Annotated in this window: 21 protein-coding genes; 16 read left to right on the forward strand and 5 right to left on the reverse strand. The window is 62.5% G+C overall.

Features of this window, described 5'->3' with window-relative positions; genetic code table 11:
- Positions 1-107 precede the first annotated feature (107 nt).
- Complete coding sequence (locus tag C8C89_RS26905; protein WP_166674677.1) at positions 108-281, forward strand: hypothetical protein; 174 nt, start codon at positions 108-110, stop codon at positions 279-281.
- Here the strand turns inward: C8C89_RS26905 and C8C89_RS06065 are convergent.
- From C8C89_RS06065 to C8C89_RS06075, 3 genes are all read right to left on the reverse strand, one after another.
- Positions 278-1,123: an HDOD domain-containing protein gene (locus C8C89_RS06065; RefSeq protein ID WP_101483073.1), complete on the reverse strand. Its 846-nt coding sequence runs from the start codon at positions 1,121-1,123 to the stop codon at positions 278-280. The genes C8C89_RS26905 and C8C89_RS06065 overlap by 4 nt on opposite strands.
- Positions 1,124-1,396: 273 nt before the next feature.
- On the reverse strand, positions 1,397-1,681 hold the full coding sequence (locus C8C89_RS06070; protein WP_101483072.1) for a hypothetical protein: 285 nt from the start codon (positions 1,679-1,681) through the stop codon (positions 1,397-1,399).
- Between the two features lie 45 nt (positions 1,682-1,726).
- Positions 1,727-2,161 carry a MarR family transcriptional regulator gene (locus C8C89_RS06075; protein WP_243857914.1) on the reverse strand — a complete coding sequence of 145 codons (435 nt, stop codon included), beginning with the start codon at positions 2,159-2,161 and terminating at the stop codon, positions 1,727-1,729.
- Positions 2,162-2,292: 131 nt separating this feature from the next.
- On the opposite strand from C8C89_RS06075, the gene C8C89_RS06080 reads away from it, so the two are divergent.
- The 10 genes from C8C89_RS06080 to C8C89_RS06125 all read left to right on the forward strand — a co-directional run bounded on the left by C8C89_RS06080 (position 2,293) and on the right by C8C89_RS06125 (position 17,432).
- A complete protein-coding gene (locus tag C8C89_RS06080) occupies positions 2,293-3,237 on the forward strand; it encodes a helix-turn-helix domain-containing protein (RefSeq protein WP_101483071.1) in 945 nt (314 codons plus the stop codon).
- Positions 3,238-3,525: 288 nt separating this feature from the next.
- Positions 3,526-4,767: an acetylornithine/succinylornithine family transaminase gene (gene astC, locus C8C89_RS06085; protein ID WP_101483070.1), complete on the forward strand. Its 1,242-nt coding sequence runs from the start codon at positions 3,526-3,528 to the stop codon at positions 4,765-4,767.
- Between the two features lie 93 nt (positions 4,768-4,860).
- Positions 4,861-5,892, forward strand: coding sequence for an arginine N-succinyltransferase (locus tag C8C89_RS06090; RefSeq protein ID WP_099376231.1), 1,032 nt, complete (start codon positions 4,861-4,863; stop codon positions 5,890-5,892).
- 13 nt (positions 5,893-5,905) lie between these two features.
- Positions 5,906-6,958, forward strand: a complete 1,053-nt coding sequence (gene astA / locus C8C89_RS06095) for an arginine N-succinyltransferase (RefSeq protein ID WP_101483069.1) — start codon at positions 5,906-5,908, stop codon at positions 6,956-6,958.
- Entirely contained in the window at positions 6,951-8,447 is a 1,497-nt protein-coding gene (gene astD, locus C8C89_RS06100) for a succinylglutamate-semialdehyde dehydrogenase (RefSeq protein WP_133989135.1), read from the forward strand. Before astA ends, astD begins: the two co-directional genes overlap by 8 nt.
- A gap of 9 nt (positions 8,448-8,456) precedes the next feature.
- Positions 8,457-9,797 (forward strand): N-succinylarginine dihydrolase, encoded by a 1,341-nt coding sequence (gene astB, locus C8C89_RS06105; RefSeq protein ID WP_133989136.1) that lies wholly within the window; start codon positions 8,457-8,459, stop codon positions 9,795-9,797.
- A 148-nt stretch (positions 9,798-9,945) separates the two neighbouring features.
- A complete protein-coding gene (locus C8C89_RS06110; protein WP_133989137.1) occupies positions 9,946-14,673 on the forward strand; it encodes an NAD-glutamate dehydrogenase domain-containing protein in 4,728 nt (1,575 codons plus the stop codon).
- Entirely contained in the window at positions 14,673-15,692 is a 1,020-nt protein-coding gene (locus tag C8C89_RS06115) for a succinylglutamate desuccinylase (RefSeq protein ID WP_101483065.1), read from the forward strand. Before C8C89_RS06110 ends, C8C89_RS06115 begins: the two co-directional genes overlap by 1 nt.
- Positions 15,693-15,838: 146 nt before the next feature.
- The gene (locus C8C89_RS06120; protein ID WP_133989138.1) at positions 15,839-16,813 is read left to right on the forward strand and encodes a DUF2167 domain-containing protein; all 975 of its coding nucleotides are present in this window, start codon (positions 15,839-15,841) and stop codon (positions 16,811-16,813) included.
- 109 nt (positions 16,814-16,922) lie between these two features.
- Positions 16,923-17,432 carry a DUF1993 domain-containing protein gene (locus tag C8C89_RS06125; protein ID WP_166674678.1) on the forward strand — a complete coding sequence of 170 codons (510 nt, stop codon included), beginning with the start codon at positions 16,923-16,925 and terminating at the stop codon, positions 17,430-17,432.
- A 6-nt stretch (positions 17,433-17,438) separates the two neighbouring features.
- On the opposite strand, the gene C8C89_RS06130 is transcribed toward C8C89_RS06125, so the two are convergent.
- Positions 17,439-18,005 (reverse strand): glycine zipper 2TM domain-containing protein, encoded by a 567-nt coding sequence (locus C8C89_RS06130; RefSeq protein WP_101483064.1) that lies wholly within the window; start codon positions 18,003-18,005, stop codon positions 17,439-17,441.
- A 161-nt stretch (positions 18,006-18,166) separates the two neighbouring features.
- Here C8C89_RS06130 and C8C89_RS06135 point away from each other — a divergent pair, with 161 nt between their 5' ends.
- Together C8C89_RS06135 and C8C89_RS06140 are read left to right on the forward strand one after the other, a co-directional pair.
- Entirely contained in the window at positions 18,167-19,279 is a 1,113-nt protein-coding gene (locus tag C8C89_RS06135) for an NADH:flavin oxidoreductase/NADH oxidase (RefSeq protein WP_133989139.1), read from the forward strand.
- A 166-nt stretch (positions 19,280-19,445) separates the two neighbouring features.
- Positions 19,446-21,065: an ATP-binding cassette domain-containing protein gene (locus C8C89_RS06140; RefSeq protein ID WP_133989140.1), complete on the forward strand. Its 1,620-nt coding sequence runs from the start codon at positions 19,446-19,448 to the stop codon at positions 21,063-21,065.
- Between the two features lie 66 nt (positions 21,066-21,131).
- Here C8C89_RS06140 and C8C89_RS26910 read toward each other — a convergent pair whose 3' ends face one another.
- On the reverse strand, positions 21,132-21,296 hold the full coding sequence (locus tag C8C89_RS26910; protein WP_166674679.1) for a hypothetical protein: 165 nt from the start codon (positions 21,294-21,296) through the stop codon (positions 21,132-21,134).
- Here C8C89_RS26910 and C8C89_RS06145 point away from each other — a divergent pair.
- The 3 genes from C8C89_RS06145 (at position 21,295) to C8C89_RS06155 (ending at position 25,190) form a co-directional block, all read left to right on the forward strand.
- A complete protein-coding gene (locus tag C8C89_RS06145; RefSeq protein ID WP_101483061.1) occupies positions 21,295-21,753 on the forward strand; it encodes a RidA family protein in 459 nt (152 codons plus the stop codon). The genes C8C89_RS26910 and C8C89_RS06145 overlap by 2 nt on opposite strands.
- Before the next feature lie 115 nt (positions 21,754-21,868).
- Complete coding sequence (locus C8C89_RS06150) at positions 21,869-23,299, forward strand: amino acid permease (protein WP_101483060.1); 1,431 nt, start codon at positions 21,869-21,871, stop codon at positions 23,297-23,299.
- Positions 23,300-23,717: 418 nt separating this feature from the next.
- On the forward strand, positions 23,718-25,190 hold the full coding sequence (locus tag C8C89_RS06155; RefSeq protein ID WP_133989141.1) for an amino acid permease: 1,473 nt from the start codon (positions 23,718-23,720) through the stop codon (positions 25,188-25,190).
- Positions 25,191-25,255 lie beyond the last annotated feature (65 nt).

The raw sequence follows: 25,255 nt of genomic DNA on the forward strand, positions 1-25,255 counted from the left end.
TTTTTTTTCCGCTTTCGAGCGGTTTTTTGTCCGGCGCTTGAAAAGTGCCTTGATAAGTTGATAATCGCTGCACATATGGGGCGCATCCCACTTTCAGCAGGTACGCCATGTTCATGCCACGCCATCCGAAGCCACTATGGAGTACCCGCGCTGTCGCCACGCAAGTCATCCAGCAGAAGCGGGGAAAGCAGGCCATGGACAAGCATGTGCTGATCGTCGACGTGCCGCAGCCGGCGCCAGGAGTGCCGATCATGCCGCCAGTGCCGGTAAAACAGGATTAGTGCACGAGCACCTTCAGCAGCGACTGTACTTCATCGTTCGATTCTTCCATGATGCTCGACAGGGTCGCATCGCCGATCACGCAATCGATGCTGCCAGCGGCGCGGGCGGCCCGCACGGCGATGGCGGCCGGGCTTTCGTTGAGGGGCGACGAGACGGGCGCCAGGTCATTCGCCAGCAGCAGGGTATCGCCCAGCGATTCGGGCGGGATGGCGCGCAAGCCTTCCCACAGCGCATCGATGGCGCCCATTACCGCTTCCGGCACCTTCAGTTTGGTCAGGACGCCATGGCCGATGGCTTGTTCGCCATGTTCGACCCAGTCCTCCGGTTCGCCATCGAGGATGCCGGGGAATTCGGCCGCGCGCGACAGCAGATAAAAGCCGCCCACCTCATGCATGATGCCGGCAAACAGGGCCGTATCGGGGTCCACCCTGGTGACGCGGCGCGCCAGTACCTGCGACAGGGCAGCTACGTGGGCAGTATGTTCCCACAACTGGTTGGCCTTCGCCTGCAGCACGGGATCGGTGATGGTGCTGCCTAGCTGGCGCACGATCAGCGATGCCACCACCGATTGCAGGGTACGCACGCCTAGCCGTTGCACGGCGTTGCGCACACTGGTGATTTCGTTGCCGGAGCGGTTGAACGCCACCGAATTGGCGATGGCCACCGTGCGCGCTGCCAGCAGCGGGTCGGCTTGCACCAGCTTGGCAGCGGCCTCGATATGGCAGTCGGGATCGCTCAGTGCCTCTTGCAGCTTGAGCGAAGCGGCCACGTTGGCAGGAAAGGTCAGCTCGCCACGAGCGGCTTGTGCGGCGATGCTTTTAAAGGCGTCGAGTCTGTTCATTGAAAAAATTATACTCGCAATATTTCCGTGCGGAACTTTTTAACCATGATCTTTTCGCAAACAAGCAAGTAAAAGACAAGCAAAGCCCCGTAAACGGGAAAAGGCATGCGGCTGGATCAGCGGCATGCCTTTTCAATGGCAGCGATGCTTAAAGTGCTGAACAGGACCATCGCCAGCGCATGGGATTTGTGGCCAGGAAGCGCAACCGCAAGCTAGTACGGTGAGCATCGCAGGCCGCAAAGCGCAACGCGCAGCAGGTCTTGTTAAGCCCTACTACAGAGTTTCGCTGAAGATCGCATCGCAGCCTTCGACCAGCTCGTCGCTGTCTTCCAGCTCATCCGTCAATCCCAGATCGAACAATTCTTCGACGGCATTCATAAAGCTGTTGTGCTTGGTGGCGCCGATCAGGCGGTAGATTTCGCCGTCTTCGTTGCGCACGCCGATGATCAGTTTTTCCTGGCGTACCAGTTCCGGCGTGCTGGCGTTGAGCAGCAGGTTGCCGATGATGTGTTTATCGAAATGAGCAGGCTTTTTGCCGTCGAGCAGTGTGGTTTTCAACTTGGTTTCCTTTGTCTTGTTTGAATGTCTGTGCTTGGTGAATTGTCAACTGTGGCCGTTGGCGATGGCGTGTTTCAAGCCCGACAGGGTGGTTTCCAGGCGCATGAAATCGTCTTCGGTATAGCCGTCAAACAGGCGTTGGCCCTGCTTTGTCAGCTTGGGGAACACGTCATGGAACACTTGTTCGCCTTCGCAGCTCAAGCGCACGAAGTAGGAGCGCTTGTCTTTCGTGCAACGTTCGCGGACCACCAGCCCCTTTTGCTCCAGCCGGTCTACCACGCCCGTCAAGGTGCCCTTGGTAATCAGGGTTTTCTGGCCCAGTTCCTTGTAGGACATGCCGCAGGTGTTGCCGAGCGTGGCAATGATGTCGAATTGCGCATGCGTCAAGCCGTACTGGCGCACGAAGTCGCTAGAAAACCGCTCGAAGCCTTGCATGCATTCGGCCAGCAGCCGGATACTTTTTAAATATCGTTCACCCATGGGGGGGATTATATCCTTCCGCTCCGCTTTTTTCCGCCGCGCCAGGATGCGCCCTTGCATGAGGGGCTGGATGGGGCGGAAGTCCGGTATCATGTGGGCAACTCAGTCCTTGCCCCTGGTCCGCCTCGCCGATGTCCTTCGCTAATCTTTCCCGTATCGGCCTCGACAAGCCGCTGCGCCTGTTGCTGGTCCATGCCGGCGATGCCGAGTCGATCACCTGGGCCGGCCTGGTGCAGCCGCTGCGCCTGTGTGCGCGGGCGCTGGGGCCCGGTGCATTGCAATTGGACGTGCGCACGCCGGAGCAGGTGGCCGCGCAGGGCGGCAACTGGCATATCGCATTGCTGGTGGCCGATGAAACGGAAGCGCCGCTGCGTGCCGAGTTGTGCCGGGCGGTGATCGAACGCTGCCGTTCGGCACCATTCTGGGGCGGCGTGGGCGCGGCCGTGCTGTGGCTGGCAGACGCGGGCGTCATGGATGGCGTGCGCATCGCCTTGCCTTGGGCCCTGTACGCCGATGCGGAAGCGAAGGCAGAGCGGGCCATCCTGACGCCGCACCTGTTCGACATCGACGGCCCCCACATCACCTGTTGCGGCGGCGCAGCCAGCATCGACTTTTCGCTGACCCTGATCGAGACCGTGTTTGGCGCCGACGTGCAGGCGCTCGTCAAGGAAGCGTTGTGCGTGGACAAGGTGCGCGGCAAGGAAGAGCGCCAGCGCGTGGCTTTGCAGGCGCGTTTCGGCGTGCTGCAGCCGAAGTTGTCCGAAGCCGTCACCTTGATGGAAGCCAATATCGAGGAGCCGCTGTCGACCGACGACATCGCCAGCCTGGTGGGCCTGTCGCGGCGCCAGCTGGAACGGCTGTTCAAGCAATACCTGGGCAGCCTGCCATCGCGCTACTACCTGGAACTGCGCCTGCAGCGCTCCAGGCAACTGTTGCTCGATACGCATTATTCCATCGTGCAAGTCGGTCTGATGTGTGGCTTTTCTTCCGGCTCGCACTTTTCCACGGCGTTTGGCACCCTGTTTGGCAATACCCCCCGCGAAGAGCGACAGCGCAAGCTGATGCCGCCGGTCTAACGTCTGGTGAAATCTGCTGCGCGTCGCGATTTGCGGCCTCCGATGCTCACTGCCTCGGCGGCTCCGTGCTTCGCACAGCGCCGCTTCTCAGCCACAACTTACTGCCGTTCGCTACGATTTCGCCAGGCGTTATGTATTTCGCACTATCGTGCGGTAAGCACAGCTGTGATGAATTGTGAAAATCCTTGTCGCAGATTCAAAAGAGTTTTAGCATCCCGCTTTTTATAATGCAGTACACACGTAGCTGTCGTAGCTGCGGAGTACCTAACATATTGATGGGGAAATGCTATGAATGCCAAGCTTGATTCGACCGTAACGGCTCGTCCAGTCACACGGGAAACCTTTGACCAGGTCCTCGTTCCTACCTACGCCCCTGCCGCCATGGTGCCCGTGCGCGGTTCCGGACTGGATCTGTGGGACCAGTCAGGCAAGCATTACCTCGATTTCACCTCCGGCATCGCCGTCAACAGCCTGGGTCACTGCCATCCGGCCCTGGTTGACGTGCTGACCAAGCAAATCAACAATTTGTGGCATTTGGGCAACGGCTACACCAACGAACCTGTCCTGCGTCTGGCGCTGGCCCTGACGGAAGCGACCTTCGCCGACCGCGCCTTCTTCTGCAACTCTGGCGCGGAAGCCAACGAAGCGGCCCTGAAACTGGCGCGCAAATACGCCCACACCAAGTTTGGCGCGCACAAGTCGCGCATCATCTCGTGCTTCAGCTCTTTCCACGGCCGCACCCTGTTTACCGTCTCCGTCGGCGGCCAGGCCAAGTACACGGAAGGCTTCGAGCCGCTGCCACCATCGATCGACCACATCGCCTACAACGATATCGAAGCGGCACGCGCCGCCATCGGCGATGACGTGTGCGCCGTGATCGTCGAGCCGGTACAAGGCGAAGGCGGCGTGGTGCCGGGCAATCCGGAGTTCCTCAAGGAGCTGCGCGCCCTGTGCGACAAGACCGGCGCCCTGCTGATTTTCGACGAAGTCCAGTGCGGCATGGGCCGCACTGGCGCGTTGTTTGCCTACATGGGCTACGGCGTCACGCCGGATATCCTGACGGCCGCCAAGGCGCTGGGCAATGGCTACCCGATCGGCGCCATGCTGACCACCAATGAACTGGCGCAAACCCTGGCCGTCGGCACCCACGGCACCACCTACGGCGGCAATCCGCTGGCCGCCACCGTGGCCCTGACCGTGCTCGAAACGATCAACACGCCAGCTTTCCTGGCGCGCGTCAAGGAAGCGAGCGTCAACACCATCGCCATGCTGCAAGGTTTGATCACGGATTACCCGCAAGTGTTCTCCGTGGTGCGCGGCAGCGGCTTGCTGCTGGGCCTGGTAGTCAGCGATGCCTTCAAGGGCCGCGCGAAAGACATCCAGAAAGCGGCCGAAGCGCAAGGCTTGATGGTGCTGATCGCCGGCATGGACGTGGTGCGCCTGGCGCCTGCCCTGATCGTCTCGGACGAGCAGATCGCCGAAGCGGGCCGTTTGCTGCGCGTGGCCATCGACGGCCTGCTGAAAGCCTGAGGCTAGTCTTACCCCCGTACTATCACCGGCCCGCCGCTTTGCTGCGGGCCGGCTTGGTTCTACCCCAGCATCGTCAGCATTGAAGGAGTACCCATGTATGTTGTCCGTCCGGTAGAAATTGCGGATATTGCAGCCCTCGAAGCGCTGGCCGCGGTAACCATGCCGGGTGTCCATACCCTGCCGAAGACGCGCGAAAAAATCGCCGCCTCCGTCGAGCGCTCCATCGCCTCGTTTGCCGCCCATGTCGACATCCCCAGCGAAGAGTCGTATCTCTTCGTGCTTGAATCCCTGCTCGACAAGAGCATTGCCGGCACGGCCGCCATCTTCGCCTCGGCTGGCTCGAACGGCACCTATTTTTCCTTTCGAAACGACGTCATCCAGCAAGTCTCGCGTGACCTGAACATCAGCCATAGCGTGCATGCGCTGACCCTGTGTTCGGAGCTGACGGCGTATTCGCAGCTGTCCGGCTTCTACGTGCGCAATATGGAGCAGGCGGGCCTGGAAGCGGCCCTGCTGTCGCGAGCGCGGCTGCTGTTCGCCGTGCTGGCACCGCACCGCTTTGGCGACCGCTTCTTCGTGCCGCTGGCCGGCATCACGGATGCCAACGGCCAGTCGCCATTCTGGGATGCGCTGGGCCGAAAGTTCTTCCAGATGGATTTCCTCGATGCCGAAAAAGTCATCGGCGGCGCCCGCAACCGCACCCTGATCGTCGAACTGATGCCGCACTACCCCGTGTACGTGCCGCTGCTGCCCGGCGACGCGCAGGCGGCCATGGGCCAGATCCACCCGAGCGGGGAACTGGCGTTCAATTTGCTGACGGAAGAAGGCTTTGAAGCCGACGATTACATCGACATCTTCGATGGCGGTCCGATCCTGCAGGCGCACAAGCATGCGCTGCGCTCGTTTACGGGCTCGCTCACGCGCCGCGTCGTCGCAGGCGTCACGCCCAGCCGCACGGGCCTGAAAGTGCATTACGCGGTCGCGTCGGGCGCGGAGCGCAACTTCCGCGCCGTCACCTTTACCTGCGATGCGCTCGAAGCGCAGGACACCGTCGGCTTGCCGCCAGAGCTGCTTGAAGCGCTGGCCGTGGCCGAAGGCGACAGCGTCATTTGCGTGCGCATCTAACCGAGAGAACATTATGCTAGTAGTACGCGCCATCAACGCTTCTGACCTGGACGCCCTGTACGGCTTGGCCAGCCAGGTCGGCACCGGCATGACCACCCTCAAGCCGGACATGAAAATGCTGGGCGACCGCCTGGCCATTGCCTGCGCCTCGTTCGCCGAAACCATCCCGCCCGAAAAGCGCGACTACATGTTTGTCATGGAGGATACCGACACGGGCCGCCTGGCCGGCGTGTGCGCCATCAAGGGCGCCGTGGGCCTGGAAGAGCCGTTCTATAACTACCGCATCGGCACCCTGGTCCATTCGAGCCGCGAGCTCGACGTGTTTACGCGCATGGAAACGCTGTACCTGTCGAACGACCTGACGGGCAGCACGGAACTGTGCTCGCTGTTCCTGCACCCCGATTACCGCAGCGGCAACAATGGCAAGCTGCTGTCGAAGAGCCGCTTCCTGTTCATCGCCCAGTTCCCCCACCTGTTCACGGAAAAGCTGATCGCGGAAATGCGCGGCTACCAGGCAGCGGACGGCAGCTCGCCGTTCTACGAAGGCCTGGGCCGCCACTTCTTCAAGATGGATTTCCACCACGTCGACGACTTGACCAGCCTGGGCAAGAAATCCTTCATCGCCGAATTGATGCCGCGCCAGCCCATGTACGTGGCCTACCTGCCCGACGAGGCGCAGGAAGTGATCGGCAAGGTGCATCTGAGCACGGCGCCCGCGCGCCGCCTGCTGGAGCAGGAAGGCTTGCACTTCGAAGGTTATGTCGACATTTTCGACGCAGGGCCCGTGCTGCAGGCGCGTGTCTCCGAACTGCGCGCCATGCGCGACAGCATGCCGGCCGTGCTCGACGCCGAGGCTGCGCCTGAAGTGTGCGGCGACCTCGCCCAAGCCGAGCCTTACCTGGTGTCGAACACCGACCTGAAAGATTTCCGCATGATCGTCACCAGCGCCAATCCGCACAGCGGCAAGATCGCGCTCGATGACGATGAACTGCATCTGCTGCGCTGCCATAACGGCGACACCGTGCGCACCTTGTCACTCAACCCGAGGAAGCATCCCCATGTCTAAATCGTCCGACCTTCATTCATCTACCGCAGCATCGAACTTCATCAACGGCGCCTGGCTGCCAGGCACTGGCCGCGAACTGCTCACCATCGACCCGTCGAACGGCAAGCAGACCTGGGCCAGCCTGGAAGCGACGGAAAACGAAGTCGAGCAGGCTTGCCAGGCCGCCCGCGCCGCTTTCGAAGCATGGGCCGATACGCCCGTCGAGGAGCGCATCGCCATCTGCGTGCGCTTTCGCGAACTACTGAAGGAGCATGCGGAAGCGCTGGCGCTGCTGATTTCGGAAGAAGTGGGCAAGCCTTTGTGGGAGTCGCGCACGGAAGTGGCCACCATGGCCAACAAGATCGATATTTCGGTGCAGTCGTACAACGCGCGCACGGGCATCACGCAAAGCAAGATCGCCGATGGCGACGCCGTGCTGCGCCACCGTCCGCATGGCGTATTCGGCGTGTTTGGCCCGTACAATTTTCCCGGCCACCTGCCGAATGGCCATATCGTGCCGGCCCTGATCGCCGGTAATACCATCGTCTTCAAGCCCAGCGAATATGCGCCGCGCACTGCCATCAAAACCGTGCAGCTGTGGCAGCAGGCTGGCTTGCCGAATGGCGTCGTCAACCTCGTCAACGGCGGGCGCGACACGGGCGTGGCCCTGGGCGCCAATCCACACCTCGACGGCGTGCTGTTTACGGGTTCCTGCCAGACGGGCATCAGTCTGCATCGCCAGTTCGGCGGCCAGCCGGGCAAGATGCTGGCGCTGGAAATGGGCGGCAATAACGCCCTGGTGGTGTGGGATGTGAAGGACGTGGACGCGGCCGTGCACCATGCGATCTTCTCCGCGTTCGTCTCGGCTGGCCAGCGTTGCACCTGTGCGCGCCGCCTGGTCGTGCAGGATAACGCCTTTGGCACTGCGTTTGTGGCGCGCCTTGTGGAAGTGGCCGCGAAACTGGGCATCGGCGCCTCTGATGCCCAGCCGCAGCCTTTCATGGGCCCTGTCGTATCGAGTGCCGTGGCCGCGCGCCTGGTGCAGGCACAAGCCGATATGGTGGCCAAGGGCGGCACCACCTTGCTGCAGATGCGCCAGTTGAATCCCGAGGCGGGTTTTGTCACGGCCGGCATCGTCGACGTCACCAATGCTGCCGGCATCCCCGACGAGGAATGGTTCGGCCCACTGTTGCAGGTGATCCGCGTTGCCGATTTCAACGCGGCCCTGAAGGTCGCCAACGCCACCGAATTCGGCCTGGCCGCCGCGCTGCTGTCCGACGATCCGGCCTTGTGGCAAAGCTTCCAGGTTCGCGCGCGCGCCGGCATTATCAACTGGAACCGTCCTACCACGGGCGCGGCCAGCACGGCGCCGTTCGGCGGCATCGGCAAGTCGGGCAACCACCGTCCGAGCGCCTATTACGCGGCCGATTACTGCGCCTACCCGGTCGCCTCGATCGAGAACAGCGCATTGGAAATGCCGGCCAAGTTGTCGCCCGGCCTGAATTTTTAAGGAAACCCCATGCACAGCACGCGCGAATACAATTTTGACGGCCTGGTTGGCCCATCGCATAACTATGCCGGACTGTCGTTCGGCAACGTGGCCTCGTTCAGCAATGTGAAAAGCGCTTCGAATCCGAAGCAGGCCGCCTTGCAGGGCCTGGCCAAGATGCGTGCGCTGGCCGCGCGCGGCTTTGCGCAAGCCTTGCTGCCGCCGCAGGACCGTCCGAATTTCCGCCTGCTGCGCGCTATCGGTTTCACCGGGACGGACGCCGAAGTGCTGGCGCGTGCCTACAAGGAGTCGCCCGTGATCCTGGCGTGCGCGTATTCTGCCTCGCCCATGTGGACGGCGAACGCCGCCACGGTCAGCCCTTCGGCGGACACGCAGGACGGCCGCGTGCATTTCACGGCCGCCAACCTGAATAATAAGCTGCACCGGGCCTTCGAGCATGCGCAGTCGGCGCGCAGCCTGCGCGCCATCTTCAGCGATGACAGGCACTTCGCCGTGCATGACGCGCTGCCATCGACGCCCGCCTTTGGCGACGAGGGCGCGGCCAATCACACGCGTCTCGGCGCGAGCCACGGCGCGCCATCGGTTGAGTTGTTCGTGTATGGTCGGGTGGAGTTCGATCCTTCCGCGCCGTCGCCGAAGCGCTACCCGGCGCGCCAGACCCTGGAAGCGTCGCAAGCCGTGGCGCGCCTGCATGGCCTGGACACCAGGCGCACCGTGTACGTGCAGCAGAATCCGGAAGTGATCGACCAGGGCGTGTTCCATAACGACGTCATTGCCGTCGGCAATGGCAATGTGCTGTTCTATCATGAGCAGGCGTTTGCCGATGAAGAGGAGAGCCTGTCGCAGCTGCACCGCGCCGTCTCCGCCACGGATGCCGACTTGCAGGCGCTGCGCGTGGACACGGGCCAGGTGCCAATTACGGACGCCGTCAGCAGCTATCTGTTCAACAGCCAGTTGCTGACGAAAGAGGGCGGCCAGATGGCGCTGGTGATACCGCAGGAATGCCAGGAAAACCGCGCCGTATCGCGCTACCTGGAAGGCCTGGTGGTCAGCGGTGGGCCCATCGATGAACTGATTCATTTCGACCTGCGCCAGAGCATGCGCAACGGCGGCGGGCCAGCCTGCCTGCGTTTGCGCGTGGCCCTGACGGAAACCGAAGCGCGCGCCATGCACCAGGGCGTGATCATGACGGAAGCGTTGTACCATCGGCTGGTACAGTGGGTGGAAAAACACTACCGCGATCATCTGGAGCCGGGCGACCTGGCCGACCCGCAGCTGGCGCTGGAAGTGCATGCGGCGCTTGAAGAATTGACGATCATCCTCAACTTACCTGGATTGTACGACTTGTAGGCGATAGAAAAATACACAGAAAATCCGAGACAGACTATCCGCAATACAGAATTGGACGGGCGACCCCCGTCTCTTGACACCGCTGCCGCCCAGCCACAAGCCCGAACGACAGCGTTGGACATTCACATTACCGTAATGGAGATGCAAGATGAATCACACGCCACAAGATTTGCGCACACAAACGCTGGAGCTGATTAACGCGGCTGGCAGTGCGAACAAGGCGGCAGCGCCTGTCGTACAACTGGTGCAGGCATGGCTGGACTCCCTCGACGCCGAAGACCTGGCCGATATCGCGCCCGACAGCCTGGCGCCCGTGCTGGTCGACGGCTTTACGCAAGCGGCCATGCGTACCGGCAGCGGCTGCCAGATTGCCACCCTGCGTTATGCGGATGGCCGTGGTGGCATGGCGAGCGCCTTGCTGATCCTGAACGAAGACATGCCTTACCTGGTCGACTCCATCGTCATGGCCATGCGCCGCCAGCACCTGGCCGTGCGGGGCGTGATGAACACCGTGCTGCCCGTGCGCCGCGCCGCTGACGGCAGCGTGGAAGCGGTGCGCCAACCGGGCGACCCGCTCGAATCGTATGTGCTGGTGCTGCTCGACGAAGAGCTGGCGCCGGAAGCCCTGGCCGCGCTGGTCGCCGCCCTGGAGATGGTTGCGCGTGACGCCTTTGTCGTGCGCCGCGACAGCGCCGCGATGGGCGAGCGCCTGGCCGCCGTCGCCACGACTGCCGCCCAGCATGGCGAAGAAGGCGCGGAAGTCGCCGCCTTCCTGGAATGGGCCCGCGGCGGCGGCTTTGAAGTGTTCGGCTACGCCTATTACCGCGTCAAGCCGGGCGTGCGCGAACTGGAACGCGATATTCCAAGCCGCGTGGGCGTGTTGCAGGATACGGCCCACCCAGTCTACGGCACCTGCCTGGCGAATATCCCGGGTGACTTCGACACCCTGGCCAAGCGCGAATCGGCGCTGTCCATCGTCAAGGCCGATGTGGCAGGCACCTTGCACCGCGACCAGCAGCTGGACTTCATCGGCGTGCGCGACATGGATGCGCAAGGCGCGATCCTGGGCGAGCATTGCTTTGTCGGCCTGTTTACCCGTGCCGGCAACTCCACTCCGCTGGCAGCGCTGCCATTTGCGCGCGGCCGCGTGGCCAAGGTACTGAGCCTGGCCGGTGTGCGCCAGCAAGGCTTCCGCGCCGAGAAATTCCGCGAAATCCTCGAATCGCTGCCGCGCACCGAAGCGCTGGAAGCGGACCTCGACTGGCTGGCGCAGGTATGCGGCGCCGTCGTCTCGCTGTACAAGCAGCCGCGCACCAAGGTCTTCGCGCGCCGCGACGTGTATGCGCGTCACCTGAACGTGCTGGTCTACCTTCCGCGCGAGCGTTACAGCGCCAGCGTGGCATCGAGCCTGGCAAAGGCGCTGCAAGCCAGTTCCGGCGCCACGCATGTGAGCACGCAAACCCTGGTGGCCGACGGTCCCCTGGCACGCGTCTACCTGATCGCGCACGCCGCCCGATACCCGCTGGACCTGGAAACGGATATTGAGCAGCCCCTCCTTGGCGTGCTCGATGGCTGGCATAACGGCTTTGCCGCCGTGGCCGACGCCGTGCCCGACGTAGCCCTGCGCACCAGCCTGCGCAAACTCTGCGCCACCCTGCCGCTCGACTACGTTGCCGCCACCGCACCGGCCGTCGCCTTCCGCGACCTCGACACCATCTTGCGCAACACCGATCCATCGCATGTGGCCGTGCGCATCGAGACGGGGGCCGTTACCACCATCCGCCTGCATTCGGCCAACAAGGTGCCGCCGCTGTCGGCCATCCTGCCGGCGCTGCATAACGCGGGCGTGGCGATCGACCGCGAGCAAGCCTTTTCGATTTCGCCACTGGACGGCACGCGCTATTTCGTCACCAGCCTGACGGTCGATGCCGCCAGTGCGGCGAAACTGGCGCAGCCGGAAATTGTCGCCGTGGCGCAGGAACTGTTTGCAGCTCTGTTCAACGACACGGCCGAAGATGGCCGCCTGAATGGCCTGGTCATCGAAGGCGGCCTGTCGACGCGCGAAGTGCAGCTGGTGCGCGCCTACACCAGCTACTGGCGCCAGACGGGCAGCCGCTTCTCGGTGCGCTACATTGCCGAAAGCCTGCGCAAGCAGCCGGCCCATGTGAAAGCCCTGGTCGACGCCTTCCTGCAGCGCTTCGATCCCTCGCTGTCCGACGCGCAGCACGCGGCCGCCCTGGAGGCGATTGCCACCATCAAGGCCGGCCTGCCATCCGTGAATCACGCCGACACCGAGGAAATTCTCGGCGCGCTGGCCGACCTGATGGCCGCCACCCTGCGTACCAGCTACTTCCAGAACAATCAAGCCGGTGACAAGATCATCTTCAAGTTCGATACCAGCAGCCTGGCGCTGGTGCCGGAACCGCGTCCTTACCGCGAGATTTTTGTCTTCTCGCGCCGCTTCGAAGGCGTGCACCTGCGCGGCGGCCCTGTCGCCCGTGGCGGCTTGCGCTGGTCCGACCGTATGGAAGATTACCGCACCGAAGTCCTGGGCCTGGTCAAAGCCCAGATGGTGAAAAACGCTGTCATCGTGCCGGCCGGCGCGAAGGGTGGCTTTGTCTGCAAGATGATGCCGAAGGACGCCGTGCGCGAAACCATCGCGGCCGAAGGCGAAGCCGTGTACCGCCTGTTCATTTCCAGCCTGCTGGAAGTGACGGACAACCGTTCGCTGGGCAATATCGTCCCGCCAGTCGACACCGTCTGCTTCGATGAAGCCGATCCCTACCTCGTGGTGGCCGCCGACAAGGGCACGGCCACTTTCTCCGACATTGCCAACGGCATCGCCGTGCAGCGCGGCTTCTGGCTGGGCGACGCATTCGCTTCGGGCGGCTCGAACGGCTACGACCACAAGAAACTGGGCATCACCGCCAAGGGCGCATTCGAAGCCGTGAAGCGCCACTTCTATGAAATGGACCACGACCTGAACACCACGCCGATCACCATGGTCGGCGTGGGCGACATGTCGGGCGACGTGTTCGGCAACGGCGTATTGCTGTCGCGCCAGTTGAAACTGGTGGCCGCATTTGACCACCGCCACATCTTCCTCGACCCGACACCGGACGTCGCCGTCTCGTTCGACGAACGCGCGCGCCTGTTCGCCTTGCCGCGTTCCTCGTGGGACGACTACAACAAGGAACTGATCTCGGCAGGCGGCGGCGTGTATCCGCGCTCCGCCCGTACGATTGAGCTGTCGCCGCAAATCCGCGCCGCGCTCGATATCGCAGAAACCTCGCTGCCGCCGGAAGAACTGATGCACCGCATCCTGAAGTCGCCCGTGGACCTGTTCTACAACGGCGGTATCGGCACCTACATCAAGGCCTCGACGGAAACGCACGCACAGGTGAAGGACCGCGCGAATGACCATATCCGCGTCAGCGGCAATGAGTTGCGCGTGAAAGTGGTGGCCGAAGGCGGCAACCTGGGTGCGACGCAGGCAGGCCGCATCGAGTTCGCGCTGGCGGGCGGGCGCATCTTCACCGATGCGATCGACAACTCGGCCGGCGTGGATTGCTCGGACCATGAAGTCAACGTCAAAATCTGGCTGGATGTGGAAGTCAATGCGGGCAAGCTGACGGAAGAAGAACGCAACCGCGAGCTGTATGCGATGACGGACGACGTCGAGCGTCTGGTTCTGCGCGACAACACGCAGCAGACGCATTTGCTGGTGCGCGAGTTGCAGGCGCAAAGCGAGAGTGCCGTGCAGGATGGCTATGCAGCCCTGATCGCCAGCCTGGAAGAAGAAGGTGCCCTGTCGCGCGAACTGGAGCAATTGCCATCGGTAGCAGAACTGGCGCGCCGCAAGCTCGATAACCGTGGCTTGACCACACCGGAACTGGCGGTGGTGATCGCCAACGTCAAGAACCGCTTCAAGCGCATCCTGTCCGCGCTGCCGTTGACGGAAGAAACGTGGGCCGAACCGGTGCTGAAACCGTACTTCCCATCCTTGCTGGTGGAAACGCGTTCGGCGCTCGACCACCCGCTGGCCAACGCCATCCTGGCGACCGTGCTGGCCAATGAAGTGATCAACCGCTGCGGCCCGCTGATGATCCGCAACCTGGCGGCGGAGCATGGCGTGGACGAATCGGCAGTCATCCTGGCCTGGGGCCAGGCATGGGTGGCGCTGAACCTGGCGCCCGTGTTTGACGCGCTCGACGCCGATGCCTTGACGGTACCGCGTGCCGTGTCGATCAAGGTCGACGCGCAAACGCGCGTGCTGCAGCAAACGATGATCGCCGGCGTGCTGTCCGTGCCGGCCGAGCAATTGCGCGGCGCTGGCCTGGCCGAGTTGACCCGCCTGTTTGGCGCGGAATCGAAGCGCGAACTGCTGAAAGCCGTTGGCATCAAGTCGGAAGCTGCGCTGGTGCCTGGCTTGACGCCAGCCTTCGTGCAGGCGTGGGATGCGGTCGACGCGCTGGAAGTGGTGGCCGGCTTCCTGTTCCCGGCCCTGTCCGTGCCGCGTCCCGCCTCGATGGACCTGGCCGCCTTCCTGCAAGTGGGCCTGGCCCTGCGCAGCCAGGCGGGCATCGATACGCTGGAGCGTGGCCTGAAGCTGGCCGCGCAAGGCAAGTCGCAGGAACAGTTGCGCAACTACGCGCAGCAAGCCCTGCGCCGCACACAACAGCGTTTGCTGACGCAGGTGCTGGCGCGTGCCGGACAAGGCAATGTAGGCCAGGCCGTCGATGCGGTGACGGGTGCGCTGGGACTGTCGGCCTACGTGGCGGCGACGGAACTGGAGCAAGCCATGCTGGACGTGTGGACCTTGTCGGAAGCCGTGAATAAAATCACGGAGAAACCCACAGCGGAAGCGGCGGTGTAATGACGCAAGCAGTACTACAAGTTGGACAGGGCGCTGGCGGCTTGCCGCCAGCCGTGCAGGCGCTGGCGCAGGCCGATTTCAGTGGCGTGGCGCAGCTGTTCGCCAACGCGGGTTTCACGGTGGCCTTGCCGGCGCCCGGCATGCTGCAAGTCGTCAAGCCGCAAGCCGATGCGGGCCGCGCCAGCGTGGCCATCTCGGTGGGCGTGCATGGCGACGAGACGGGGCCGATCGAAGTGCTGGCGCATCTGCTCGACGCATTGTCGCGCGATGCATCGAAGCTGGCCGTCGACCTGCTTGTCTGCGTGGGCAATGTCGATGCGATCCGGGCCGGCAAGCGTTTCATCGACGCCGACCTGAATCGCATGTTCCGCCCCGTGCGGGGGAGCTTGGCGCAAGCGGCGGAAAGCGCGCGCGCCGATGAAATGATCGCTGCGACAAAAGCGTTCTTTGACGCTGCGGGCCCCGTGCGCTGGCACCTGGATTTGCACACGGCCATCCGGCCTTCCGTGTACCCCACGTTTGCCATCGTGCCGGACCTGGTGGCCGACGACGCCAAGGCACAGCTGATAGCCTGGCTGGGCCAGGCGGCCATCGGCGCCATCATCATGAACCCGCAGTCGGCCGGCACGTATAGTTATTATTCGGCCGAGCATTTCGGCGCGGCCGCCAGCACGGTGGAGCTGGGCCGCGTGGGCACCCTGGGGCAGAACGATTTGTCCCTGTTCGATGACGTGTCGCGGGCGCTGGACGGCCTGCTGCGCGGCTTGCCTGCGCAAGCCGTCAAGGCCGCGCCGCACGTGTTCAAGGTGGCGCAGGAAATCATCAAGCACAGCGATGAATTCCGCATGGCTTTTGATCGCAGCACGCAGAATTTCACGTCTTTGCCGCAGCACGCCGTGATCGCCAGCGATGGCGACCATGTGTACACGGTGCAGCATGCGGAAGAGCTGGTGGTGTTCCCGAACCCGGACGTGCGGGTAGGCTTGCGCGCCGGGTTGATGGTGGTGCGCGTGTCCTGATCTTCCAGCCACGTACTGTGTCAGGCGCCAGCCGGGGAAACCCGCCTGGCGCTTTTTTTTACAAAAAAATTCCGCACGGAAATAATTATCCATTAGGCAATCAATTGATTTAAAATATTTACCCTTTGCAATTTTTTGGATCGATCATGTTGAAACGCCTGCTGACAGCCTTGCTGTGCCTGACCCTCTCCGGACTGACGGCTGCCGCTCCTGCCGGTGACAAGGCTGGCGCAACGGAAATGACGGCCGAGCAATTCCTCGCCCGGTTGCACCTGCAACGCGGCAAGATCACCTTGCCGGGCGGTATCGCCACCCTGGATTTGCCCGCCAACTTCCGCTATTTGTCGCCGGCCGATGCCGAGCGCGTGCTGGTTGATGCCTGGGGCAACCCACCGGGCATGGAGTCGCTGGGCATGATCGTGCCCGCCAAGACCAGCGTGCTCGAGCGCGATAGCTGGGGTGTCATTGTCACGTATGAAAAGGAAGGGCATATCAAGGATGACGATGCGGACAGCATCAAATACGACGAATTGCTCAAGGATATGCAGGCGTCCGTGCTGGAAAACAATGCGGAGCGCAAGAAGCAGGGCTATCCCGGCATCCATTTGATGGGCTGGGCGGAAAAACCCAGCTATGCCAAGGATACGCACAAGTTGTACTGGGCCAAGGATCTGATGGTTGATGGCGGCGAGCACTCGCTGAACTACAACGTGCGCGTGCTGGGCCGCGAAGGCGTGCTGAACCTGAACGCGATCGCCGGCATGCAGCAGATCGAGGCGATCAAGAAAGAGATGCAGCAAGTGACGGCATTCACGGAATTTACCGAGGGTAACCGCTACACGGATTTCGACAGCAAGACGGACAAGGTGGCCGAGTATGGCCTGGCGGCGCTGGTGGCCGGTGGCGTGGCCAGCAAGCTGGGCCTGTTTGGCAAGTTGCTGGCGCTGCTGCTGGCCTTCAAGAAGGTACTGATCCTGGCCGTCGTGGGCGCTGGTGCTGCCATCGTCAAGTTCTTGGGCGGCAAGCGCAAGGACAAGCCGGCACCGCAGCCACTGCCGCAGGCAGAACCGGTGGCACAGCCGGACCGTGCGCCCGATGGCAAGGTGAACCTGGACAAGTAAGGGCAACTGTGCCGCTTGGTGCGCTGGCGCACAAGAGTGGCATTGCGCGCGCTGCCGGAAAACAGCGCCTCGGGTACACTGGCTCATCGTTCACTATCAGGAGTTCGCCATGTCCGTGTCCATGTATCAGGCAACCATCCCCGTCTTCATTCGCGGCTTGCGGGTCGTCTCGGCCCTGCTGGAAAAAGCGCAAGCCCATGTGGAGGAAGATGGCATCGTGCCCGAGATTTTACTGGGCGCGCAGCTGGCGCCCGACATGCTGGACTTGACGGCGCAGGTGCAGCGCGCCAGCGATACGTCGAAGATGTCGGTCGAGCGCCTGAGCGGCGTGCCGGCGCCGAAGTTCGAGGATAACGAAGCGTCGTTCGAGCAGTTACAAGAACGTATCGCCAGCACTATCGCCTATATCGACAGCGTGAATGCGGGGCAGATGGCGGGCAGCGCGCAGAAGGAAGTCGTGCTGAACTGGACTGACGAGGGGAAAAAGTTCTCGGGCGACAATTACCTGCTCAGTTTTGCCTTGCCGAATTTCTATTTCCACGTCTCCATGGTCCACGCCATCCTGAGAAACAATGGCGTGGCCGTGGGCAAGCTTGACTATCTTGGCCCGTACGACTGACCTGGTTTAACGTTGTGGTGGCTGCTGAACTTGATTCTGCACCGCATTGCCCAGCATGCCGCCGCCGATCACGCCGGCCACTGTCGCCAGCGCCTTGCCGCGACCGCCACCTACCTGATTGCCGATCAAGCCGCCGATGACGGCGCCCGTGCCGATGCCCACGTAGTTCGGTTGTGCCGGTGCGGGCGCAGGCACTGGCTGCGGCTGGCGTACCGGTTCGCGGTAGGCTGTCTCGCGGTAGCCATCATTGTTGTCATTGTAGGCGGGGCGCGCTTGCGCCACTTGCGTGTGGTGCACGACGCGCTTGTGCACGACAGGTGCCGGCGCAGGAGCGGGGGCCGCTTGCGCGACGACAGGCGCGGCAACCGGTGCAGTCACGGGAACAGTCGCGGGCGCTGCCAGGGCAGCGGCGTTCGCCGGCGTCATGGCGGCCACATCGGCAGGTACGTTCGCCCGCGAATTGGGCAGGATGCCGGCGATGGACGCCGCGCCCACCAGGCACAGGACCGTCACGGAAATGGCGGCGCCGGCCATCAAGGGGTGGATGCGGCTGGCGGTAGTCGTCGTGTTCATGTGTTCTCCTGGGGTGGTACTGCGGGTGTTATTGATGTGTCCAGATTAACGGTCTCCTCGCCGCAATGCTAGACGGTGCGCTGTATCAAACGTAAGCAGGTGTAAGGCTCCGATCGCCAAAGCGCAGTAGAATCGGTGCTTCCCCTTTCCCGGAGTCCGCCATGAGCCAGCTATTCACGCCGTATGCACTGGGGCCGCTGCACGTGGCCAACCGCATCGCCATCGCGCCCATGTGCCAGTACTCGGCCGAGAATGGCAACGCCACCGACTGGCATATGATCCACCTGGGCCACCTGGCCCTGTCCGGCGCGGGGCTGCTGATGACGGAAGCGACGGCCGTCTCGCCCGAGGGGCGCATCTCGGCCGAGGACCTGGGGCTGTGGTCGGACGCCAACCAGGCGGCGCTGGACAAGGTGGTGCAGGCGATCCGCCGCCACGCACCGATTCCATTGGTGGTGCAGCTGGGTCACGCGGGACGCAAGGCGTCGAGCCGCGCACCCTGGCAGGGCGGCGCCTGCGTGCACCTGGCCGAGGGCGGCTGGCAGACGGTGGCGCCGTCCGCCATCGCCCACGCACCCGGCGAAACCGTGCCGATCGCCCTGGACGAGATGGGTTTGCTGCAAATCAAGGGCGCCTTTGTCGCGGCCGCCCAGCGCGTGCATGCGCTCGGTATCGAAGGCATCGAATTGCATGCGGCGCACGGCTATTTGCTGCACCAGTTTCTCTCGCCCCTGTCGAATCACCGCACCGATGCGTATGGCGGCAGCCTGGAAAACCGCATGCGTTTTCCGCTGGAAGTCTATGAAGCCGTGCGCGCAGCCGTGCCCGCCACGGTTGCCGTGGGCGTGCGCATTTCCGCCACCGACTGGGTCGATGGCGGCTGGGAAATCGAACAAAGCGTGCGTTTCGCGCAGGAACTCAAACAACTGGGCGCCGATTTCATCCATGTCTCCAGCGGCGGGATTTCGCCGCAGCAGCAGATTCCCGTGGGACCCGGCTACCAGGTGGCGTTTGCCGAACGCATCAAGCGCGACAGCGGTTTGCCCACCATCAGCGTGGGCTTGATCACGGAGGCGCAGCAGGCGGAAGATATTATTGCCAACGGCCAGTCCGACATGGTGGCGCTGGCGCGCGCCATCCTGTTCGACCCGCGCTGGCCCTGGCATGCGGCGGCCCAACTGGGCGCGCAAGTGTCGGCGCCGCCCCAGTACTGGCGTTCGCAGCCGCGCGAGTACAAGAACCTGTTCGGCGACACGACCCTGGGCCAGCGCTAACGCTAACGGCCCTGCTCTGCTACACTGGCGCTTCTTCTCCATTTCTCCAGGACGCTTCGACATGCGCCATTGATACTGCCGTGCTCTGCACGGCCTCGCCCTTCCCGCCACGACGCCTTGCGCCGCGCGGGTTCGCCAGCCCTGTCTGCACGTACCAGGAGTATCCATGCCCGCATTCCTACAACTCGACCGTCTTTCCCATGCCTTGCCTGATGGCCGGGTGCTGTTTTCCGATTTGCAATTGTCCTTTGCCCCGCAACGTATCGGCCTCGTCGGCGATAACGGCGTGGGCAAGAGTGTGCTGGCGCGCCTGCTGGCGGGCCAGGAGCTGCCATCGGGCGGCGCCGTGCGCTGTGATGGCCGCCTGCATTATGTGGCGCAGGAACTGGACCCGCAGCACTATCCCACCGTGGCGGCGCTCGCCGGCATGGCAGAGTTGCTGGCGGCACTGGCGCGCATCGCTGCGGGCAGCATTGACGAGGCCGACTACACCTTGGTGGGCGAGCGCTGGGATGCCCACGCCCGTTTGCGCCAGGCGCTCGATGCACTTGATTTATGCCATGTCGATGCCGATACCTGCTCGGCTAGTCTCAGCGGCGGCGAACGCCAGCGCATTGCCTTGCAAGGTGCCTGGATGTCGCAGGCGGATTGGCTGGTGCTCGATGAGCCGAGCAACCATCTCGATGTGCAGCAGCGCGCCCGCCTGGTGGCACAGATGGCGCGCTGGCCGGGCGGCTTGCTGCTGATCAGCCATGACCGCGCCTTGTTGCAGCACGTCGATGCAATCGCCGAGTTGTCGCCGCAGGGCCTGCGCAGCTATGGCGGCAATTATCAGCTGTATGCGCAGCAGCGCGCGCTGGAGCAGGCAGGCTACGCCGCTGCCCTGCAGGCGGAAAAGGCGGGCGCCAGACGCGAACAGCGCGAGGCGCAGCAGCAAGCAGAACGCCAGCAGAAAAGGGTGATGCGCGGCGAACGGGACGGACGCGAAGGCAATCAAAGCAAGCTCTTGCTCGATGCGAAAAAGGAGAAAAGCCAGGATAGCCAGGGCAAGTTGCGCCTGCGCGCGCAAGAGGCGCAGCAGGTGCGCCAGCAAAGGGTGATGGACGCCAGCGCCCGCTGTGCACCCGAGGCCGAGCGGCTGCTGCTGGCGCCCGATAGCGCCGTGCCGAACGGCAAGCTGATCCTGGAATTACGCGACGTGGTCTTGCCGCATGGCCAGGCGCAGCCCTTGAACCTGGTAGTGAGTGGCCCGCGCCGCCTGGCCGTCACAGGAAATAATGGCAGCGGCAAGTCGACCTTGCTGCGCGTGATCGCCGGGCAACTGGCGCCGGCCAGCGGCGAGCTGCGCTGCCATGCGCAGGTGGCCTGGCTGGACCAGCATGCTGGACTGCAAGACGGCGACTTGAGCGCCGTGCAACGCTTGCAGGCACGCAATAGCACCTTGGCGGAAGGCGCCTTGCGCACGCGGCTGGCGCTGTTGGGCATTGCCGGTGAGCGCGCCACCATGCCCAGCCGTTTTCTCAGCGGGGGCGAGCGCATGAAGGTGGCGCTGGCGGCCGAACTGTATGCACAGGCACCGCCGCAATTGCTGCTGCTCGACGAGCCCGACAATCATCTGGACCTGGCCAGCCTGCAGGCGCTGGAGCAGATGCTGCTGCAATATCAGGGGGCGCTACTTGTGGTATCGCACGACCGCGCATTTCTGGATGGCCTGATGCTTGACCCAGAGGGCTTGACAATGCAAAAAAGACAATCAAGTGAAAATAGTCATGCTCGATGCCTGTAGAGCATGCTTCATGAACCAATGCTGAATTTTGTTTGATTGTCGGTATAATCCACTGAATAACCAGGCCTATTTGTGAACTAAAACTGCCGGTTCACCAATATGATGACGTTTAATCTGGCGCTGTTGTCGGTCACTGCCGCGCTGCCAGGGCGCCGTCATCCCGCCATCATCCTGTTCCTGCTGTTGATGAATTTCGGTTTCGTTTATATTGTTTTCTTGGAGAAATAGCATGTCGTTTTACGAAAAACTCAAGGCCCTCGACATCGAATTGCCAGTCGTTGCCGCACCAGCTGCCGCTTACGTAATGCATGCCCGCACGGGCAACACGGTCTTCTTGTCCGGCCACTTGGCCAAGAAGGATGGCAAGGTATGGGTTGGTCAACTGGGCAAGAACGTCACCACGGAAGAAGGCAAGATCGCTGCGCGCGGTATCGCCATCGAACTGATTGCCACCCTGCAAGACGCGTGCGGCGGCGACTTGAACAAAGTTAAACGCATCGTCAAGGTCATGAGCCTGGTCAACTCCACTTCCGAATTCACGGAACAGCACCTGGTGACCAATGGCGCCTCGGAACTGTTCGTCGAAGTCTTCGGCGACAGCGGCAAGCATGCCCGCTCCGCCTTCGGCGTGGCGCAAATCCCCCTGGGTGCTTGCGTCGAGATCGAGCTGATCGCCGAACTGGCCTGATCATCTGAGCATGCCGGCGCTTGCCGCCGGCTCGCCGTTTCCTCCTGTCCAGCAAGAGCGGAACCGCCATTGGGGTGGAGGGATCGGTGTATTCAAGAAAAAACGGAGACACGTAATGAAAACGAGTGAACAAGGCTTGCACCGCGGCCTGGGCGAGCGGCAGATCCGCCTGATGGCGCTGGGCGCCGCGATTGGCGTGGGCCTCTTTTTGGGTTCCGGCAACGCCATCAAGATGGCCGGTCCCGGCATCATGCTGTCGTATATCATCGGTGGCGCGGTCATCTTCATGATCATGCGCGCCTTGGGTGAAATGGCCGTGCACAATCCGGTGGCCGGCTCCTTCAGCCGCTATGCCCAGGATTACCTGGGCCCCCTGCAAGGCTATCTGACGGGCTGGAACTACTGGTTCTTGTGGCTGGTCACGTGCGTGGCGGAAATTACCGCCGTCGCCATCTACATGGGCATCTGGTTCCCTGACGTGCCGCGCTGGATCTGGGCCCTGGCGGCCCTGGGCTCCATGGGCGCGATCAACCTGCTGGCCGTGAAAGCCTACGGCGAGTTCGAGTTCTGGTTCGCCCTGATCAAGGTAGTCACCATCATCCTGATGATCATCGGCGGCACGGGCATGATCATCTTCGGTCTCGGCAACGACGGCGTGGCCATCGGTATCTCGAACCTGTGGACGCATGGCGGCTTCTTCCCGAACGGCGCGCAGGGCGTGCTGATGTCGCTGCAGATGGTGATGTTTGCCTATCTGGGCGTGGAAATGATCGGCCTGACGGCTGGCGAAGCGGCAAACCCGAAGAAATCGATTCCCGACGCCATCAATTCCGTGTTCTGGCGCATCCTGATTTTCTATGTCGGCGCGCTGTTCGTCATCCTGTCGATTTACCCATGGAATGAAATCGGCACCACCGGCAGCCCCTTCGTGATGACGTTTGAACGCCTGGGCATCAAGACGGCCGCCGGCATTATCAACTTCGTCGTGCTGACGGCAGCCCTGTCGTCGTGCAATGGTGGCATCTTTAGCACGGGCCGCATGCTGTACAACCTGGCGTTGCAAGGCCAGGCGCCAAAGGCGTTTGCGGAAACCACGGCCAACGGCGTGCCACGCCGCGCCATTCTGGTGTCCGTGTTTGCCCTGCTGCTGGGCGTGCTGCTGAACTATCTGGTGCCGGAAAAAGTGTTTATCTGGGTCACGTCGATTTCCACCTTTGGCGCCGTCTGGACCTGGGGCGTGATCCTGGTCACGCAGATCCAGTTCCGCAAGACCCTGACGCCGTTGGAAATCAAGAACCTGGCCTTCCGCATGCCGTTCGCGCCGTACGGTTCCTGGATTTCGCTGGCGTTCCTGGCGCTGGTGATCGGCCTGATGGCGTATTTCCCCGATACGCGCATCGCCCTGATGGTGGGACCAGCCTGGCTGATCCTGCTGACGGTGCTGTACTACGTGCTGGGCCTGGCGCCGAAAGAGCGCCGCGATGACGTGCCGCAAGGCTACGAGGCAGGCTGGCCGGCGGCCGATGCGCCACACGTCAAGAAGTAAACCAGCGTAGTTGAGCTGAGCCAGAAGCGCGCCACTGCCCCTGCAGCGGCGCGCTTTTTCTTTCATAAAAGCAATTTCTTCTTCGCCAGCACGCTGGCGGGTTTGCCGGCGCACGCCTGGCGTTGTTTCCTTGCATCAAAGTTCTGTTTAGCTGAGCCGATGAAAGCCCTATAATCGCTTAGTTTTGAAAATGGACGCTATCTTTCCGGTTTTTTGCCAGGTAGGGCCGGGGCGCCGTTTTCTCTTGTTTTTACCCGTCATGTTCCTAACAACACCTGACAAAACCGTAGCGAGCGGAAGTGAGTTGTGGCTAAGAAGCGCAGCTGTGCGAATGCACAGTGAGCATCGCAGGCCGCGAATCGCGACGCGCAGTAGGTTTTGGCAGGTGTTCAAGTGCATGCCTCATAAAGGAATGCTAGTGAGCCAAACCCTGGTCCAGAAACTTTGCCGCACCAAGCCGATCGATACCACGGTCGAATATGGTGAAGGCCTCAGCAGCAGTGGCTTGAGCCGGTCCATCGGCCTGTTTTCCCTCACCATGATCGGCGTCGGCGCCACCATCGGCACGGGCATTTTCTTTACCATGGTCGAAGCCGTGCCCAAGGCGGGCCCATCGGTCGTCCTGTCTTTCCTGATCGCCGCCATCACGGCCGGCCTGACGGCCCTGTGCTATGCGGAATTGTCATTCCGCATTCCCGCTTCCGGCTCTTCGTATTCGTTTGCCTACGCCACCGTGGGCGAGTTTCTTGCCTTCATTATGGCCGCCTGCTTGCTGCTTGAATACGGCTTGGCGGGCAGTGCCGTGGCCATCGGCTGGTCGTCCTACCTGAACAACTTCCTGGAAAATGCCTTCGGCTGGCACATCCCCGAGATGCTGCGCACGCCGATGATCGTTTCCGGCCCACATGGCATGGAGTTTCATGCCGGCCACATCAACCTGCCGCCGATCTTCTTGATCTGCATGTGCGGCTTTTTGCTGCTGCGCGGCGCCAAGGAATCGGCCCTGATGAACGCCATCATGGTCATCATCAAGCTGGCGATCCTGGTGTTTTTTGTCGTCATCGCGTTTTCCGGATTCAATGCCGACAATTTCTTTCCCTTCTTTAATACTGACAATAGCAAGGGTTTTGCCGGCATGACGGGCGTGACGGCCGCGGCCGGCACCGTGTTCTTCTCCTTCATCGGCCTCGATACGGTGGCGACGGCCGGTGACGAAGTGAAAAATCCCACGCGCAATGTGCCGCGCGGCATCCTCGGCGCTCTGCTCATCGTCACCGTGTTTTATCTGCTGGTGGCCGTGGCCGCCCTCGGTGCGCAACAGGCGAAGTTGTTCGAAGGTCAGGAAGCGGGCCTGGCGGTGATCCTGCAAAACGTCACGGGCAAGACCTGGCCGGCGCTGGTGCTGTCGGCTGGCGCCGTCATTTCCGTCTTCAGCGTGACCCTGGTGACGATTTACGGCCAGACGCGCATCCTGTTTGCCGTCAGCCGCGACGGCCTGATCCCGAAGTCGTTCCAGAAGATCCACCCGCGCACGCTGGTGCCGGTCAGCAATACCATCATCGTCTGCCTGGTGGTAGCCGTGGTGGCCGGCTCCGTCGATGCGACCTATTTGTGGGACATGGTCAGCATCGGCACCCTGACAGCCTTCATGGTGGTCTCGGTTGCCGTGCCCGTGCTGCGCCACAAGCAGGGCGCCAACCGCATCGAAGGCTTCAGCGTGCCGTTCGGACCGTATGTGATTCCTGGCCTGAGCATACTGGCTTGCCTGTACATCATGCGCGATTTGCCGCATACGACGTTTGTCGTGTTCAGCGTGTGGATGGCGGTGACCGTGGCCATTTACTTCTTGTACAGCATGCGGCATTCGCACCTGGGCAAGAAGGCCCGTTAATGCAGTTTGCTCCATCCAAAACCGCCGCGCTTGCCGGCGGTTTTTTTTATTCTTAACCGGAATTT

It is taken from the genome of Janthinobacterium sp. 75 (genome assembly GCF_004365495.1).
Taxonomy (GTDB): Bacteria; Pseudomonadota; Gammaproteobacteria; order Burkholderiales; family Burkholderiaceae_D; genus Janthinobacterium.